Origin of the sequence: Colidextribacter sp. OB.20 (assembly GCF_009911595.1) — a bacterium.
In the GTDB taxonomy this organism is placed as follows: domain Bacteria; phylum Bacillota; class Clostridia; order Oscillospirales; family Oscillospiraceae; genus Lawsonibacter.
Genome location: NZ_QWKG01000037.1, coordinates 1 through 12850 on the forward strand (window position 1 = coordinate 1; position 12850 = coordinate 12850).

General features: G+C 58.0%; 21 protein-coding genes. All 21 read left to right on the plus strand.

Annotated features, from left to right (window positions below):
- The first annotated feature begins 329 nt into the window (after positions 1 to 329).
- A complete protein-coding gene (locus tag D1641_RS10140) occupies positions 330 to 665 on the plus strand; it encodes a hypothetical protein (RefSeq protein WP_160665300.1) in 336 nt (111 codons plus the stop codon).
- Entirely contained in the window at positions 662 to 892 is a 231-nt protein-coding gene (locus D1641_RS10145; RefSeq protein ID WP_160665301.1) for a hypothetical protein, read from the plus strand. The genes D1641_RS10140 and D1641_RS10145 overlap by 4 nt, the downstream gene beginning before the upstream one ends.
- A gap of 121 nt (positions 893 to 1013) precedes the next feature.
- Positions 1014 to 1289 (plus strand): hypothetical protein, encoded by a 276-nt coding sequence (locus D1641_RS10150; RefSeq protein WP_160665302.1) that lies wholly within the window; start codon positions 1014 to 1016, stop codon positions 1287 to 1289.
- 114 nt (positions 1290 to 1403) lie between these two features.
- The gene (locus D1641_RS10155) at positions 1404 to 1655 is read left to right on the plus strand and encodes a hypothetical protein (protein WP_160665303.1); all 252 of its coding nucleotides are present in this window, start codon (positions 1404 to 1406) and stop codon (positions 1653 to 1655) included.
- 53 nt (positions 1656 to 1708) lie between these two features.
- Positions 1709 to 2545: a hypothetical protein gene (locus tag D1641_RS19865; RefSeq protein ID WP_160665304.1), complete on the plus strand. Its 837-nt coding sequence runs from the start codon at positions 1709 to 1711 to the stop codon at positions 2543 to 2545.
- On the plus strand, positions 2532 to 3905 hold the full coding sequence (locus tag D1641_RS10165) for a DnaB-like helicase C-terminal domain-containing protein (RefSeq protein WP_160665305.1): 1374 nt from the start codon (positions 2532 to 2534) through the stop codon (positions 3903 to 3905). Before D1641_RS19865 ends, D1641_RS10165 begins: the two co-directional genes overlap by 14 nt.
- Positions 3906 to 3935: 30 nt before the next feature.
- The gene (locus D1641_RS10170; RefSeq protein WP_160665306.1) at positions 3936 to 4691 is read left to right on the plus strand and encodes an AAA family ATPase; all 756 of its coding nucleotides are present in this window, start codon (positions 3936 to 3938) and stop codon (positions 4689 to 4691) included.
- Positions 4692 to 4693: 2 nt separating this feature from the next.
- On the plus strand, positions 4694 to 5428 hold the full coding sequence (locus D1641_RS10175; RefSeq protein ID WP_160665307.1) for a ParB/RepB/Spo0J family partition protein: 735 nt from the start codon (positions 4694 to 4696) through the stop codon (positions 5426 to 5428).
- 159 nt (positions 5429 to 5587) lie between these two features.
- Positions 5588 to 6115, plus strand: coding sequence for a hypothetical protein (locus tag D1641_RS10180; protein WP_160665308.1), 528 nt, complete (start codon positions 5588 to 5590; stop codon positions 6113 to 6115).
- Positions 6116 to 6282: 167 nt separating this feature from the next.
- On the plus strand, positions 6283 to 6522 hold the full coding sequence (locus D1641_RS10185) for a hypothetical protein (RefSeq protein ID WP_160665309.1): 240 nt from the start codon (positions 6283 to 6285) through the stop codon (positions 6520 to 6522).
- A gap of 3 nt (positions 6523 to 6525) precedes the next feature.
- Positions 6526 to 7212 (plus strand): hypothetical protein, encoded by a 687-nt coding sequence (locus D1641_RS10190; RefSeq protein ID WP_160665310.1) that lies wholly within the window; start codon positions 6526 to 6528, stop codon positions 7210 to 7212.
- Between the two features lie 39 nt (positions 7213 to 7251).
- The gene (locus D1641_RS10195; RefSeq protein ID WP_160665311.1) at positions 7252 to 7410 is read left to right on the plus strand and encodes a hypothetical protein; all 159 of its coding nucleotides are present in this window, start codon (positions 7252 to 7254) and stop codon (positions 7408 to 7410) included.
- Complete coding sequence (locus tag D1641_RS10200) at positions 7391 to 7792, plus strand: hypothetical protein (protein WP_160665312.1); 402 nt, start codon at positions 7391 to 7393, stop codon at positions 7790 to 7792. The genes D1641_RS10195 and D1641_RS10200 overlap by 20 nt, the downstream gene beginning before the upstream one ends.
- On the plus strand, positions 7777 to 8067 hold the full coding sequence (locus D1641_RS10205) for a hypothetical protein (RefSeq protein ID WP_160665313.1): 291 nt from the start codon (positions 7777 to 7779) through the stop codon (positions 8065 to 8067). The genes D1641_RS10200 and D1641_RS10205 overlap by 16 nt, the downstream gene beginning before the upstream one ends.
- Positions 8068 to 8080: 13 nt before the next feature.
- On the plus strand, positions 8081 to 8584 hold the full coding sequence (locus tag D1641_RS10210) for a DUF3408 domain-containing protein (protein WP_160665314.1): 504 nt from the start codon (positions 8081 to 8083) through the stop codon (positions 8582 to 8584).
- Positions 8578 to 8727, plus strand: a complete 150-nt coding sequence (locus D1641_RS10215; RefSeq protein ID WP_160665315.1) for a hypothetical protein — start codon at positions 8578 to 8580, stop codon at positions 8725 to 8727. The genes D1641_RS10210 and D1641_RS10215 overlap by 7 nt, the downstream gene beginning before the upstream one ends.
- Before the next feature lie 52 nt (positions 8728 to 8779).
- Positions 8780 to 9544, plus strand: a complete 765-nt coding sequence (locus D1641_RS10220; RefSeq protein ID WP_160665316.1) for a hypothetical protein — start codon at positions 8780 to 8782, stop codon at positions 9542 to 9544.
- 91 nt (positions 9545 to 9635) lie between these two features.
- Complete coding sequence (locus D1641_RS10225; protein WP_160665317.1) at positions 9636 to 9812, plus strand: cysteine-rich KTR domain-containing protein; 177 nt, start codon at positions 9636 to 9638, stop codon at positions 9810 to 9812.
- A gap of 366 nt (positions 9813 to 10178) precedes the next feature.
- Positions 10179 to 10760, plus strand: a complete 582-nt coding sequence (locus D1641_RS10230; protein WP_160665319.1) for a hypothetical protein — start codon at positions 10179 to 10181, stop codon at positions 10758 to 10760.
- Positions 10757 to 12607: a terminase gpA endonuclease subunit gene (locus D1641_RS10235; RefSeq protein WP_347707415.1), complete on the plus strand. Its 1851-nt coding sequence runs from the start codon at positions 10757 to 10759 to the stop codon at positions 12605 to 12607. The genes D1641_RS10230 and D1641_RS10235 overlap by 4 nt, the downstream gene beginning before the upstream one ends.
- A gap of 9 nt (positions 12608 to 12616) precedes the next feature.
- Positions 12617 to 12844 (plus strand): peptidylprolyl isomerase, encoded by a 228-nt coding sequence (locus D1641_RS10240; RefSeq protein ID WP_160665321.1) that lies wholly within the window; start codon positions 12617 to 12619, stop codon positions 12842 to 12844.
- Positions 12845 to 12850 lie beyond the last annotated feature (6 nt).

Here is a 12850-nt window from a genome sequence, read left to right on the forward strand (position 1 = left end):
TCGGGACTATTATCTGCATTCTCCTATTCCCTTGTATATGCGGTGGTACATTTTACGCTTACCCACAACAGCCCTCTCGGACTTTGTTTGGACAGTTCTCAGCCGACTTCAACGTGCTGTGTCAGCTTGGGATATTGCACTCCCGCGCCTCCAACGTAGTATCAGGTGAGCGTTTCCGGGCGTTACCCCTTCATTCCACTCATCGGAATATCAGTTAGGGAAGTCTCTGCTTCCCCGCTACTTTTACCTCCTCGCAGGATTCCTCCCGCTTTTAGTTTATTTGTAGCAACGTATCGCTACACGGCCGCAGAATACCAGCTGGAGATGTGGTGCTGCAAATGGTGTTCTGCTACAACGCCCAGCGTCTGGCTGTTCAGCATTTGCAGGAAACCAGCGTACTGTTCAACAGCGTCGTGCCCCGCCTGGAGGAGAGAAGCATGTTGGAGGTAGCGGTGCGGATATACAACCGCCTGCGCAGTTTCCAAGAGGATAACCGTCTGGATCGGCTTTTAGCCATCGCCGAGGATGGTGTCATTGACGACCAGGAGCGGCCCGAGTTTGAAGCTATCATCGCGGACCTGCGGCAGATCATTCAATCCGGTCTGGAGTTGGATGTGTTTTGCAGCGATGGAAGCACATGCGAGGGGAAGGAGGGCGATGTATGAGCAGCCATTACAACGAAATCAAGGAGAAGCGCCAGATCCTCCGGGATATCTACGGCGGGATGATGACCATAGCGGACCTGACCAAAGAATTGGGGTACGGCTCCCCTAAGTCCGCCCGGGCCTGGCTTGCCACGGTGGGCGTGGAGGCTGTAAGGATCGGCCGGGGCATCCGCTACGAGACCGACCAGGTGGCCAAGGCCATCGTGGATGGACGGGGGATGGTGTGACCATGTGGAGGAGACTGTTTGAGGCTTACCCCTGGCTGGAGGACCTTTTCAACTGGGCACTGTTAACCCTTGCGGGAGGAGCATTCTTACTGGCATTAGCTATGTACTTAGGGAGGATGGCATGATGAATACCGAAAAGAGAATCCTACCCAAGGCCACCAAGTCCAGCCTGGTGAAGCTGGTCCGGGCCAAGGGCTACGATGTGCCCTCCCTCTACCAGGCTGTTTTCGAGCGGCATGGCCGCGCTTTCTGGCTACGCTGGGTGGACAAGGGGAAAGCTCCCCATTCGGCATATTACACCGGAGTGGGCGGCCGGCCGGTCCTGCAGGTCGATAAAACGTGGATCGACCTCACAATGGCGGAGGTGATCCAGTTTGGCTTGTGCGAGGAGAAATAAAAAAATCCCGCATGACTGCGCGTACAGCCACACGGGACCCGTGCTCAGAGAGCACAATAAGGACATGCTTATGATAACACAGCAAAATGGATTTGACAAGGGGGTAGTGAAGAAATGACGCCGAAGGATTTGAAAAACCGGCTCCTTGAAATAATTGATGTCTTAGACGCAATGCCGGACGACGTTAAGGTCATCCAGGCTATGGCCGTCGTAAAACCGTTAGGGCAAGGACACATCCTGATCCATGAGGGCCTGGATTCGGTTGCGGCCTCGCTGGGCGTCGAATCTCACAAGGTCATTGATTCTGGCCTCCACCTGACTAAACGGATTGCCATGGACGGCCTTGAGCTAATCCAGTATGTGTAGGCCATACGGCAGCTAAATGAGTTCGGTGCTAAAAGCTACACCAAGAATGGGGGGTGAAGAATATACCAGACCATCATTTTAATCCTGTGCTGGCTCAGGCCTATGGGGTAGACGTCGCTGTTTTCCTGCATAACATCTATTTTTGGCTCAAGCATAACAAGGCTTATGAGAAGAATTTTTACGAGGGGAGATACTGGACGTTCAACTCCCTGGCCGCTTTCTGTGAGGCGCACCCGTACTGGAGCAGACGGCAGATCGAGCGTATCATTTCCGCCTGCAAGAAGAACAGCCTGCTTCTAACAGGCTGCTTCAACCAAGACAAGCGGGACAGGACAAGCTGGTATTCCCTCTCCGACAAAGCGATGGCCTATTTCGCAGAGTGCGCCACAGAAACGGCTGGATGCATTTCACCAAACGGTGAAATGCAAAACACGGAACGGGGACAATCATTTCATCAAACGGGGACACCATTACCAGATATAAACCCAGATAACAGCCTAACAGATAATCCCCCCAAAGCCCCCCAGGGGGCGGCGGGCTCAGGAAAGCCAAAGCGGGGCCGATCGGCAAAAGCGGCGCCCGATTGGAAGCCGGAGCGGTTTGAGGGCTTCTGGCGGATGTACCCCGTCAAGAAGTCCAAACAGGCAGCGATACGAGCTTGGGACTCACTGCATCCGGATGACAGGCTGCTGGCGGTGATGGGCCATGCCCTCCAGCGCCAACTGGCCAGCCCTGAGTGGCAGCGGAAGATTCGGGAGGAGGATGGCCAAGGCATTCCCTACCCCGCCTCCTGGATTAACGGCCGGCGCTGGGAGGACGAAGCTCAGCCGGACCGGGCAGCTATGCCCGCTCCGGCCCGGGAGGGAGGTGGAGACTGTGGATTCCGCTGAGGTAGCGGCATACGGCCGAAACATTTGGGCGGAGCAGTCGGTCATCGGCTCCATGCTCATTGACCCCCGGGTTGTTGGCCTGGTGATGGCTGGGCTTACCGAGGACGACTTTCTCTTGGAGGCAGACCAGCGGCTGTTTCGGTCGTTCAAGGCCCGGTTTGTCGCAAATCAGCCGATAGACTCGGTTCTTGTCTGTCAGGCTGCGGCGCCGGGAGACAAGGAGCTGAACGCCTACGCAATTCAGCTGATGGATCTGACACCCACCGCCGCCAACGTGGCGGAGTACATCGAAGTGGTCAAAGAAAACACCCGAATGACCAAATCTCACAGCATTGGCAGAGAGATCGCAGCCAGTCTTACCCAGGAGGAATCGGTCCGCCTATATCAGCAGGGCCTGGACCTGCTGTCCAACCGGGGCCGGGACGACGAGGCGGACATGGCCAAGGCCGCCGTGGAGTTCAACGACTTTCTGGAGCGCACGCCAGATTATCTCCCCTGGGGCTTTCCCCTACTTGACGAAGGCCTGGACGTCTCCCCTGGTATACTGGTGGTGCTGGGCGGACGGCCCTCAGACGGCAAGACCGCCTTGGCCCTCCACATGGCATACGCCCAGGCAGAGACAAAAAACGTGGGCTATTTCACCCTGGAGGATGACCGGAACACCCTGTTTTCCCGTCTCAAGGCCTCCATTTCAGGTGTACCCCTGCGAAATATCCTGCGGAGAAAGCTGAACGAGCGGGACTACAGGCTTCTGGCCGACGTGAACGACGAGATTGTAAAGCGCAGGCTCACCATCATCGACGCCGCCGGCATGACCGTGAACGACATCATCACCCGGACCCACGCCAAAAAGTTTGATGTCATCTACGTCGATTATCTCCAGATGATCCGCTCCTCGCTCCGGGGCCGGGGCACGCGCCAGGACGAGGTAGCCGATATCTCCCGGTCGCTGGCTGACATGGCCCGCAACAGTGGGGTCGTGGTGGTGGCTCTGGCCCAACTTTCCCGCCCCGCGCAGAAGGGCAAGCGGGAAGCGCCCCTCATGGCCGACCTGAAGGAGAGCGGCCAGATTGAGCAGGATGCCAACGTGATTCTGTTCGTGTGGCGCGAGGACGAAACTGACAGCAAGACCCCCCGCCACCTAACCTTAGCCAAAAACAAGCTGGGTCTGCTGGGACAGTGGGGTATCACCTTCAACGGCCCCACGCAGAAATTCCTGCCAGAGTTGACTACAGACCGGCCAGTGGCGAAGCGAAGAGAGCCTGAGTACAAGCAGCAAACATTTTACGAGCTCCCTGGTGGTGAACCGTTGCCCTGGGAGGAGGAGTACGACCACATCGGCGCAGCGCCGAACACATAAAACGAGAGGACGAGTACAATGAGGACAACCGTGATACTCAACTTAAAGGGCGGAGTAGCCAAGACGGCCACTGCGGTAAACATGGCGGCCATCCTGGCCAGAGGTTACCGAAAGCGAATACTCCTGGTGGACGCTGACAGCCAGTGCAACGCCACAGAATTTTTTGGCGGCGACCCGAACAAAGGCAACCTGGCGGATGTGCTCCGCCACGAGGCCGACGAGGGCCTGTTCGCCGTGGCCAGTATCCAGAGCAGTAATTTCCTCGGGGTAGACCTGCTGTGCGGGTCGGATGAACTGATGGACCTGGACCTGACCAAAGTGGAGCTCCAGGGCGTGCGGGCGCTGGTGCTGCGGGAAATGGTCCAGCAGCTGGCCGCCAAGGACCAGTACGATTACTGTATCGTGGACTGCCCGCCGGCGTTCAATGCGGCCAGCACCGCGGCGCTGATCGCGGCGGACGACGTGGTTATCCCCATCAAGCTGGACGCTTTTGCCCTGCGGGGGATGGGGAATCTCATGCGGCAAATCACCAACATGCGGAAAATCAACCCATCCCTGCGGCTGTCCGGCTGTCTGCCCACCATGTGGTACAACAGCCCCCTGATCGTGGAGGCGGAGAAAACGCTGAGAGACAGCGGCCTGCCGATGTATCCCCACATCCGGCGCACCAACAAGGTGGACGCGATGACCTTTGCCCAGGAGCCGCTGCTGCTCACCAGCCCCAGAAGCGCCGCAGGGATTGATTACCGTGAGTTTGTCCGGGAGTACATGGAGAGGAGGAGCTGAATATGGCCGACAAAAAGGGCTTTGACCTGGCTAACCTGCTGAAAGATGTGCCCAAGTTGGACACCGCCGACGGACGGGAGCAGATCGAGTACATCGACATCGGCCAGATTGAGAGCGATCCCGGCAATTTCTACAATCTGGTTCAGCTAGAGGAGTTGGCCTCCAACATTGCTGTGGTGGGCCTCCAGCAACCCCTTCGGGTGCGCACCTCGGAAACGGACCCGGAGAAAGTAGTCGTTGTGTCAGGCCACCGCCGCCAGGCGGCACTGAAGCTGCTGATCAAGGAGGGTCGCGAGGACCTGCGGGAAGTCCCCTGTATCCGGGAGCATGTCACAGGCTCCGCCGCCCTCCAGGAGCTGCGGCTCATATACGGCAACAGTGACACCCGGGTGCTCTCCTCTGCTGAACTGGCCAAACAGGCGGAGCGGGTGGAAATGTTGCTGTACCAGCTGAAGGAGGAGGGCTTTGAGTTCCCAGGTCGTATGCGGGACCATGTGGCCCAGGCTTGTAAAATCTCCGCACCCAAGCTGTCCCGGCTCAAAGTCATCCGGGAGAATCTGATCCCGGAGTACATGATCCTGTTTGAGAAGGACAAGCTGCCAGAGCAGACGGCCTACGCCCTGGCCCGACTGCCTGGAGACTTCCAACTCCGCATTTTTACCGCCTTGTCCGACAAGATTCCTAGAGGGGACAAAGTTGAAAAGGTACTGAGCAAATACAACGAGGGTTGGCGCTAGGAGCCGCAGCTGACCTGTCCCGATGGTAAGACCTGTAAGCGCGGTGACACGTTCTTGCGCCGGGACTGCGAAGCCCCAGGTTGGGCGGGTTTTTGCGGCGGAAATACCTGTTGTCTGGAATGCGATCAGGCAAAGGCCAGCTATTCCGCCTGCGAGCGGATGTGCAGCAAGGCCAAGGCCCAGCGGAAAGAGGTCAGCGACAAGAAAAAAGAGGAGGAGCATAAGCGTCAACAGAGGAATGGCCGGATATTTCAGAAAGAGACCCAGGGCTATGCAAGGAGACTTCTGCGGGCCATTGACGCTGCCGGTGTGCCGGACGACGCCAAAATCAACTGGAGTTACTACGATGGTCTTCTGATATCAACCATCCGGCAGTGGGCCGACGGCGAATTTGATGATCCGGCTGGCTGGCATGGCCCTCGGCTGGTCCCTGGCAGATGCAACAACGACCATCTGGCGGAACTGGCCAAGCTTCTGAACTGCTCCACAGACTTCCTGATGGGCCTGACCGATGATATTCGCCCGGTTTTGGTCCAAGAGGAGCCAGAGGATCCCGTAGAAGCCTTGGAAGCGGAAACCGCTTCGGCGGATTCCTGGGATGATATTTCAGAGGTCCTGGACCAGGTGGCGGCACCGGAGGAGCCCGCCGGATTCGCTGGGAGAGCCGGGGCCGCACCCCGCCAGTAGACAAACTGATCCTTACTTATGAGCTGACCAATGCGGGACCTGTGTACCGGGCCGCAATATGGAACGGAAGTGTATTCCAGGTGCCTGGAACCTGGAAAGAGCTGACTGGGCTGCGATACACCTCCTGGATAGAGATACCGCCCCCCGGCAGCGGCGAGAGTTGCGAGGTGGCTGCACCGGAGAAGGCAGAGGGGCAGCTGGTGATCTGCGGCTGGATGCCCAGCGGGACTTTCCCGGCAGAGGATTGTGAAGTGGTAGCTGATTTTGATTTGGGATATGGAACCGTTGTCCGTCAAAATTGTTTTTATGTTGATGGTCACTTTACTTTCCGTGTTAATTCGGGGGATGTAGGCGCGAGGATCGACATGGAAGCTGTCCGCTGGATGCGGTTGCCGCCGGTGGAGTGAGATATGGGAACGATTTTTCATACTCCAGCCGGTTACCTGAACAGCAACATTGGTCTGCTGGCTGGAACGGTGATCCGGGAACTGCGGATGCACCCCTACATAGATTCTGAGCTGGAAGGCGGCCAATGGAACCATAGGCCAGAGTACCTGGAGTTTACGATCCAGTCCGTTTGGGATGGTGGATACACCTGCCAGTATTCCGGAGAAGAAAGCACCTTCAGCTGGCCCACATGGAAAGAGCAGCCCCGTTATGGCTTCATGGATGACGGCAGCACACCAGTCAGGTACTACATCCAGAATGTCCCTCTCCCGCCGCCCTACGAGAGCAAATTGCTCAACTTTTCCCCATATAGTCTCCGTTGTGCTGAAATTGACCAGGCGGCACCGCTGGTTAAAAACAAAAATGACTTTGCTGCTCTGACTGCGGAGCCAGAAGTTTCCCCCCGGACTCCCGGCGTTTTTCTGGAACGGCCATCCAAAAAGTTTCTTGCGGAGGGCGGGTGTCCCTGCTATCAGGGGGAACTGAATTATGGCAGTGGTTCCAACATCCTATGCGCCGCTGTTCGGGAACAGCTTCACAGTTATATGGCCGTCAAATTCTGTGAGGGCGGCCGAAAAGTCTACTGCCCGATTTGGAAAGCAGAGTGCAATCAGCTGATTGTGCCCAACTTGGGCACAAAAGGCGATTGAGAGAAATGTGCCCAAGTTGGGCACCAGGGAGGAATGACAATGCGGATACTGAAACCCGGCGACCCCTGCCCCTGCTGCGGGCAGCCCATCAAAGAGGGCCTGCCCACCGAGACGATCATGCTTCTCAGCTGGCTTCAGGAGGGAAAAGACCTGCTGGCGGCAACGAAAGGAGTCAAGAATGAAACGACTGACCACTGAAACCCCGGACGGGAATTTTGAGACCATGCTTAATTTTGTGTTCAGCCAGGACGGCTGGGCGCATATCAGGCATGATGGCAATGAGGGGAGCGTCCCCCTCACGCAATGGGCCAAGGCCCAGTGTATTCTCCACGGGTGCGGAGAGTTTTCCGCCGAAACGCCCCAGGAGATCGACGAGGAAATCTGCGACTGCATGATGATGGACTTTCCGGACTGTCCCATCGGCCTGGCCTACTGCTTCGCCGTCCAGGCCAGCCATCTGCGGGAGCGGCTGAAAATGTATGAGGACATCTTTTTTGCCGAGGACGGGACGGAGCGGCTGCCCCTGGATGTTCTCCGGGAGCTGGCGGGGGGGGGGACAGTGCCATGTCCAAACCCCTGACCTATCGCAAGCCCAGCGGGGAGTGGGGGATCGAGGGGGTGGACCTGTCCACCCCCTCGCCCCCGGTGTATGGGGCGCTGGCAAAGCTCATGCGTCTGGAGCATCCCCTCTGCGGCACCCGGGCCGAAAAACTCCGGCTGGCCAGCGTGGAGGAAATGGCCGATATGCTGACCCGGGCCTGTCCTGACGCAAAGGAACATTGTAGCGGCACTTCTATCTGCCGGGCGTGCTGGCTGGACTGGCTGCTGGACCCGGCGGATGGCAAATTTGAATGATAGGAGGGGTAACATGCAAACCGCAAACAACATTTTACTGGTCCGGGTACCAGAAACAAAGTTGGAGAATCTGCGTGCCCTACGGGATTTTGTCCTGGAATCTCTGGTGCCTGGTGGTCTATTGGTGCTGCCGGAGGATGTCACGCTTGAGGTGATTGAGTTGCCCACGTTGGGCGGGGTATTGGTGGCGGCAAGGGGACAGGAGCTTTTGGAAGCAGAACAATCCGATTTGACAACGGGAGCGGAGGAACGAATCACAAATCCAGATCCTCCGGCAGCAGACCAGTCGGAGGTCGCAGAGAAGCGGGCAATCGTTCGGCGGCTGAAGGACTATCGAAGTGCCAACGGGCGGGGCTGCCTGGACAAGGTTTCTGAAAAGACCGCCCACAGGAAGGAAGCCCGCATATCGGCAGATACCCTCCGGGATATTGCTGGCGACTGCGCTCCCAAAATGGAGCTGTCTGAGTGGCGAAAGATTGCCAGGGCGTTGGATTCGTTGGAGACTGCCTCATGCTGAGGATCATCACCGAAGTGGACGCCCCGCCAGGGCAGGCCATTGGCGTCAAGGAAGCTCTGGCTATGGAGGCGGAGCGGTACGGTGACACCCGGGTGGTCTCCGTAGTGGAAGTGCTGCCGGAGCAGATGAAAATACAAGGTTAAAGGACGAAGGCCATGAGGGCTACGGTCTGTTGGACAACAGGAGGCAGACCTCATGGCAAAGTTTAAGAAAGTCATCGTCGCCGGGCCACTAGTCGTCGAGTGCGTCTACCCCGCGCCCAACCCCAGGGACAGCAATGGCGTCCGGGCCGGGAAAAAGGAAATGTCATCAGAGGCTCAGCGGCGAATGAATCTAAAATACGCCTATCAGAAGCTGGAGTTGCTGATTGCCGCCAACTTTGGTATCAGGGACCTGTATGTGACCCTCACCTATGATGACGCCCATCTGCCGCGAAACGGAGCGGAGGCCCGAAAGATCATGCAGGCCTTCTGGAAACGTCTGCGGAAAGCCCGGAAAGAAAAGAACCAGGAGCTGTGCTATCTCTACGTCACCGAGCACAAACATGGAGACGGCCGCTGGCACCATCACGCTTTGATCAATGCCACCGGTGATGATTACAATCTGATTCGCCATCTGTGGGGCCAGGGCGGTGTGGAGTTCAAGCAGCTGCGCATTGACCGGGATAAAAATTTTGAGACCCTGGCCTGGTATCTGTGCAAGGAGCAGCGGGACAAGGTGGGGCTGCGGCTGTGGTCTGGCTCCCGGAATCTGCGCAAGCCGGAGCGGGAGTGCTTCCGGGTTCCCAACGACACACCGTTGAGCATACCCCCAAACTCTCCCCTGCCTCTTATGGACACTGGCGACGTCGCAACTGCTTATGGCCATTACCGATATATCAAGTACCTGGCCGCTGGATGGGAGACTACCATCGGTCCCAGGCCCAAGGCCAAACGCCGGTGCCGACGGAAGCGGCCATAACCTTTTTTAATATTTTTTCAGCCTTGAGAATTATATTAACTTATGGGAAAAGGAGCGGAAAACCTTGCAAGGTGAATCCAAACATGGTAAAATGTTAACGGTAAGTGATGGCTGGCTGACCTGCCCGAGATGCCGCAAGAACAAGCGGCTGATGAAGGTCCGGCCAGACACCGAGGGCAGCAGGATGATTGCCTACTGCCGGGTCTGCAAAAACGAAATACTGATCGACGTCAACAGGGGCGCGTGCTTTGAGAGCCAAGGCCAGTGACTGACACGGGGAACGTGTGGTCATTGGCCTTGGTTTTGTTTTGCCCGGAGGTGATAGCCCGGCGGAAGACAACGCGGGCCGGGCCTGGCGAGAACCGTGGGTCAGCCAGGCTTTCAGACCCCCATGCGTAGCGCTGCACAGCCGGTCCGTGCGACCGGCGCTCCGGTCTGCGGGTCCTCCCTGGGAGAAAACGCAGCGCGGGGCAGGGAAGGCGCGGTGTTTTTGTCCAGAAAAATAAAAAATTTTCGGTGATTTCATTTCCGACTTTGCAAAAAAATATCAAAGCATACCCCTTTAGGGGTATAAAACCAAAAAAACAGCACAAAAAATGCGAAATCCAGTTGGCCGCAGAAGGTGGGTGAGTGTATGGCGCCAAAAAAGGGCTCGCGCAAGCCTGGAACGGAGCAGGCCCCGGCTATCCTGACCATCATCCCGGACTGGGCGGACGCTGCGGCCATTGGAATGCTGGTGGGCCTGTCTGACCGGCAGATACAGAATCTGACCCGCTCGGGCGTGCTGACGAAAGAGACGCCGCCTGGGCGCAAGGTGCAGAAATACCGCACCTGCAAGGCGGTCCAGCAGTATATTGCCCATGTCAAGCAGAAAGCCGGGGAGCAGGAGCAGCCCAAGGAGCTGGTTCTGCGGAAGCTGGAGGCTGAGGTCAAGCTGAAGGAGAGCCAGGGTCAGCTGGCCAGTATCAAGGCCGACATTGCAGAGGGCCGCTACATCGAGACCGCCTCCGCCGCGCAGCAGTTGACGGAGTTCATGGACACGTTCAAGCACTTCGCCCTGAATATCCCCAGCCGTGTGGCGGGGACAGTGGCCGGTTATACTGACGCTGCCACCGCCCGGGCCATCGAGAAAAGCACACGCAAGGAACTGGAGGACATGCTGGCCCTGTTCGCGGACGCCGCTATGCTGGCGCCGGGAGAGGGGGCCAGGCGGTGAAACGGTATCGCGCAAAGCCCTATGAGGTGCCGGGCTGGATCATGCCGGCAGTGGCGGCACTGCGTCCCCGGAAGCGGCTGCCTGTGTCCCAGTGGGCGGAGCAAAACCGGATTCTCCCTGACGGGAACTCTATCCCTGGCCCCTGGCGCAACCGGGTGACGCCCTACCTGACGGAGATCATGGATGCGTTCAACTCCGAGTCGGTGGAGAAGATCATCTTCGTCAAGCCCACCCAGGTGGGCGGCACCTCGGCCATGGAGAACATGCTGGGCAGCTTGATTGACCAGGACCCCGGCCCCACCATGGTTGTGTATCCGTCAGACGACCTTGCGGAGCGGACCGTGGATGCCAAGCTGGACCCTATGATCCGGCGCTGTAAGCCTCTGGCGGCATTGTACCAGAAGACAGACAGCAAGAAGCTCCAGTTGAAATTCGGCGCTATGACCGTGTATCTGAATGGAGCGAACAGCCCCGCAGACTTGTCCAGCACCAATATCCGGTATCTGTTCCTGGATGAGGTGGACAAATACCCCGGGGCCAGCAAAAAAGAGTCAGACCCGGTCTCGCTGGCCATCGAGCGCACCAAGTCGTACACCCTCAACCGGAAAATCTTCATCACCTCCACTCCCACCCTGAAAACCGGCCATATCTGGCGGGCCAAAGAGGGGGCGGAGGCGGAAAAGCACTACTTTGTCCCATGCCCTCACTGCGGCACATACATCGAGCTGCAATTTGCCCAACTCAAGTGGCCTAGCAAGGACGATGTTCCCGACAGTACGGCGCGGGCAAGCATGGCCAGATATGTGTGCCAGGTGTGCGAGGGCGTGATCACCGACCGGGACAAGGGCCGGATGCTGGAGGCGGGCCGCTGGCAGTTTGTGCGGAAGAGAACGGAGACGCCCAAGAGCGTCGTCTACTGGATGTCCACCATGTACTCACCCTTTACCCGCTTTTCTGACATCGCCCAGGCGTTTATGGACTCCAAGGACGACCCGGAGCTGTTACAGAATTTTGTAAACTCCTGGCTGGCGGAGCCCTGGGAGGATACCAAGCTGAAAACCAATGCGGACCTGGTTCTGGAGCGTCAGACGGAGATACCCGCCTGGGAGCTGCCGGAATGGACTAAGCTGCTGACCGGCGGGATTGACGTACAGGAAAACTGCGTGTACTGGGTGATCCGGGCCTGGGGCGACTTTATGACCAGCCAGAACGTCGCCCACGGCCAGGCCCTCTCCATGACCGAGGTGGAGCGGGTTATGAACACCCGTTTTCTGATGCCGTCCGGCGAAAAGGTCATGGTGGAGCTGGCCCTGATAGACAGCAGCGACCAGACCGACGCGGTGTATGATTTCTGCCTGATCAATGGCGACTGGGTGCGGGCCTGCAAGGGTTCCTCCGTGTCGTTACAGGGCTACTACCGGATATCTACCGTGAACAAGGCGGGCAGCCGGGCCAACGGAATGCAGCTGGTGCTGGTGGACGGCGGCAAGTACAAGGACATGATTTCCGCCCGTATGCGCCGGCCCAACGGGACCGGCTCCTGGATGGTCCATAAGGACTGCGATCTGGAGTATGCCGAGCAGGTGACGGCGGAGCATAAAATCACCGAGCGGAAGAACGGCAAGGTTTCTTACCGCTGGGTACCGAAACACTCTCACAGGGATAACCATTACCTGGACTGTGAGGTGTATGCCGCAGCGGCGGCAGACGTGATGGAGGTCCGGTCCCTGGCCCTTCAGAATCCGGGGCAGGCGGACCAACAGGCAGAAAGGCCCGTCCAGCCGGTACAGCAGACGGAAACTGCCCCGGAGGAGAACTGGATCGGGACTCATGAAGACTGGATTTAGGGGGCCAATATGGACGAAACAAACATGACGCCGGCTGAAATGCTGGCCCAAGTCAATACCGCCATTACCAAGGTGCTGTGCGGCGGCCAAAGTTACAAAATCGGCAGCCGGTCGCTGACCAGGGCGGACCTGGCCATGCTGAAATCTATGCGGGACGACCTGGAGGCCCAGTTGGCCAACGAGGACAGCGGCTGCCTGCTGGGGCGGACCTATGTGGCCTATTTCGATGGACGGTAAAGGAGC

Excerpts from the sequence above, each read along its gene's own strand:
- D1641_RS10150 (WP_160665302.1), top strand. The coding sequence starts at position 1,014 with ATGATGAATACCGAAAAGAGAATCCTACCCAAGGCCACCAAGTCCAGC.
- D1641_RS10225 (WP_160665317.1), top strand. The coding sequence starts at position 9,636 with ATGTTAACGGTAAGTGATGGCTGGCTGACCTGCCCGAGATGCCGCAAG.
- D1641_RS10240 (WP_160665321.1), top strand. The coding sequence starts at position 12,617 with ATGGACGAAACAAACATGACGCCGGCTGAAATGCTGGCCCAAGTCAAT.
- D1641_RS10155 (WP_160665303.1), top strand. The coding sequence starts at position 1,404 with ATGACGCCGAAGGATTTGAAAAACCGGCTCCTTGAAATAATTGATGTC.
- D1641_RS10195 (WP_160665311.1), top strand. The coding sequence starts at position 7,252 with ATGCGGATACTGAAACCCGGCGACCCCTGCCCCTGCTGCGGGCAGCCC.
- D1641_RS10145 (WP_160665301.1), top strand. The coding sequence starts at position 662 with ATGAGCAGCCATTACAACGAAATCAAGGAGAAGCGCCAGATCCTCCGG.
- D1641_RS10215 (WP_160665315.1), top strand. The coding sequence starts at position 8,578 with ATGCTGAGGATCATCACCGAAGTGGACGCCCCGCCAGGGCAGGCCATT.
- D1641_RS10180 (WP_160665308.1), top strand. The coding sequence starts at position 5,588 with ATGTGCAGCAAGGCCAAGGCCCAGCGGAAAGAGGTCAGCGACAAGAAA.
- D1641_RS10200 (WP_160665312.1), top strand. The coding sequence starts at position 7,391 with ATGAAACGACTGACCACTGAAACCCCGGACGGGAATTTTGAGACCATG.
- D1641_RS10205 (WP_160665313.1), top strand. The coding sequence starts at position 7,777 with ATGTCCAAACCCCTGACCTATCGCAAGCCCAGCGGGGAGTGGGGGATC.
- D1641_RS10220 (WP_160665316.1), top strand. The coding sequence starts at position 8,780 with ATGGCAAAGTTTAAGAAAGTCATCGTCGCCGGGCCACTAGTCGTCGAG.
- D1641_RS10190 (WP_160665310.1), top strand. The coding sequence starts at position 6,526 with ATGGGAACGATTTTTCATACTCCAGCCGGTTACCTGAACAGCAACATT.
- D1641_RS10175 (WP_160665307.1), top strand. The coding sequence starts at position 4,694 with ATGGCCGACAAAAAGGGCTTTGACCTGGCTAACCTGCTGAAAGATGTG.
- D1641_RS10230 (WP_160665319.1), top strand. The coding sequence starts at position 10,179 with ATGGCGCCAAAAAAGGGCTCGCGCAAGCCTGGAACGGAGCAGGCCCCG.
- D1641_RS10210 (WP_160665314.1), top strand. The coding sequence starts at position 8,081 with ATGCAAACCGCAAACAACATTTTACTGGTCCGGGTACCAGAAACAAAG.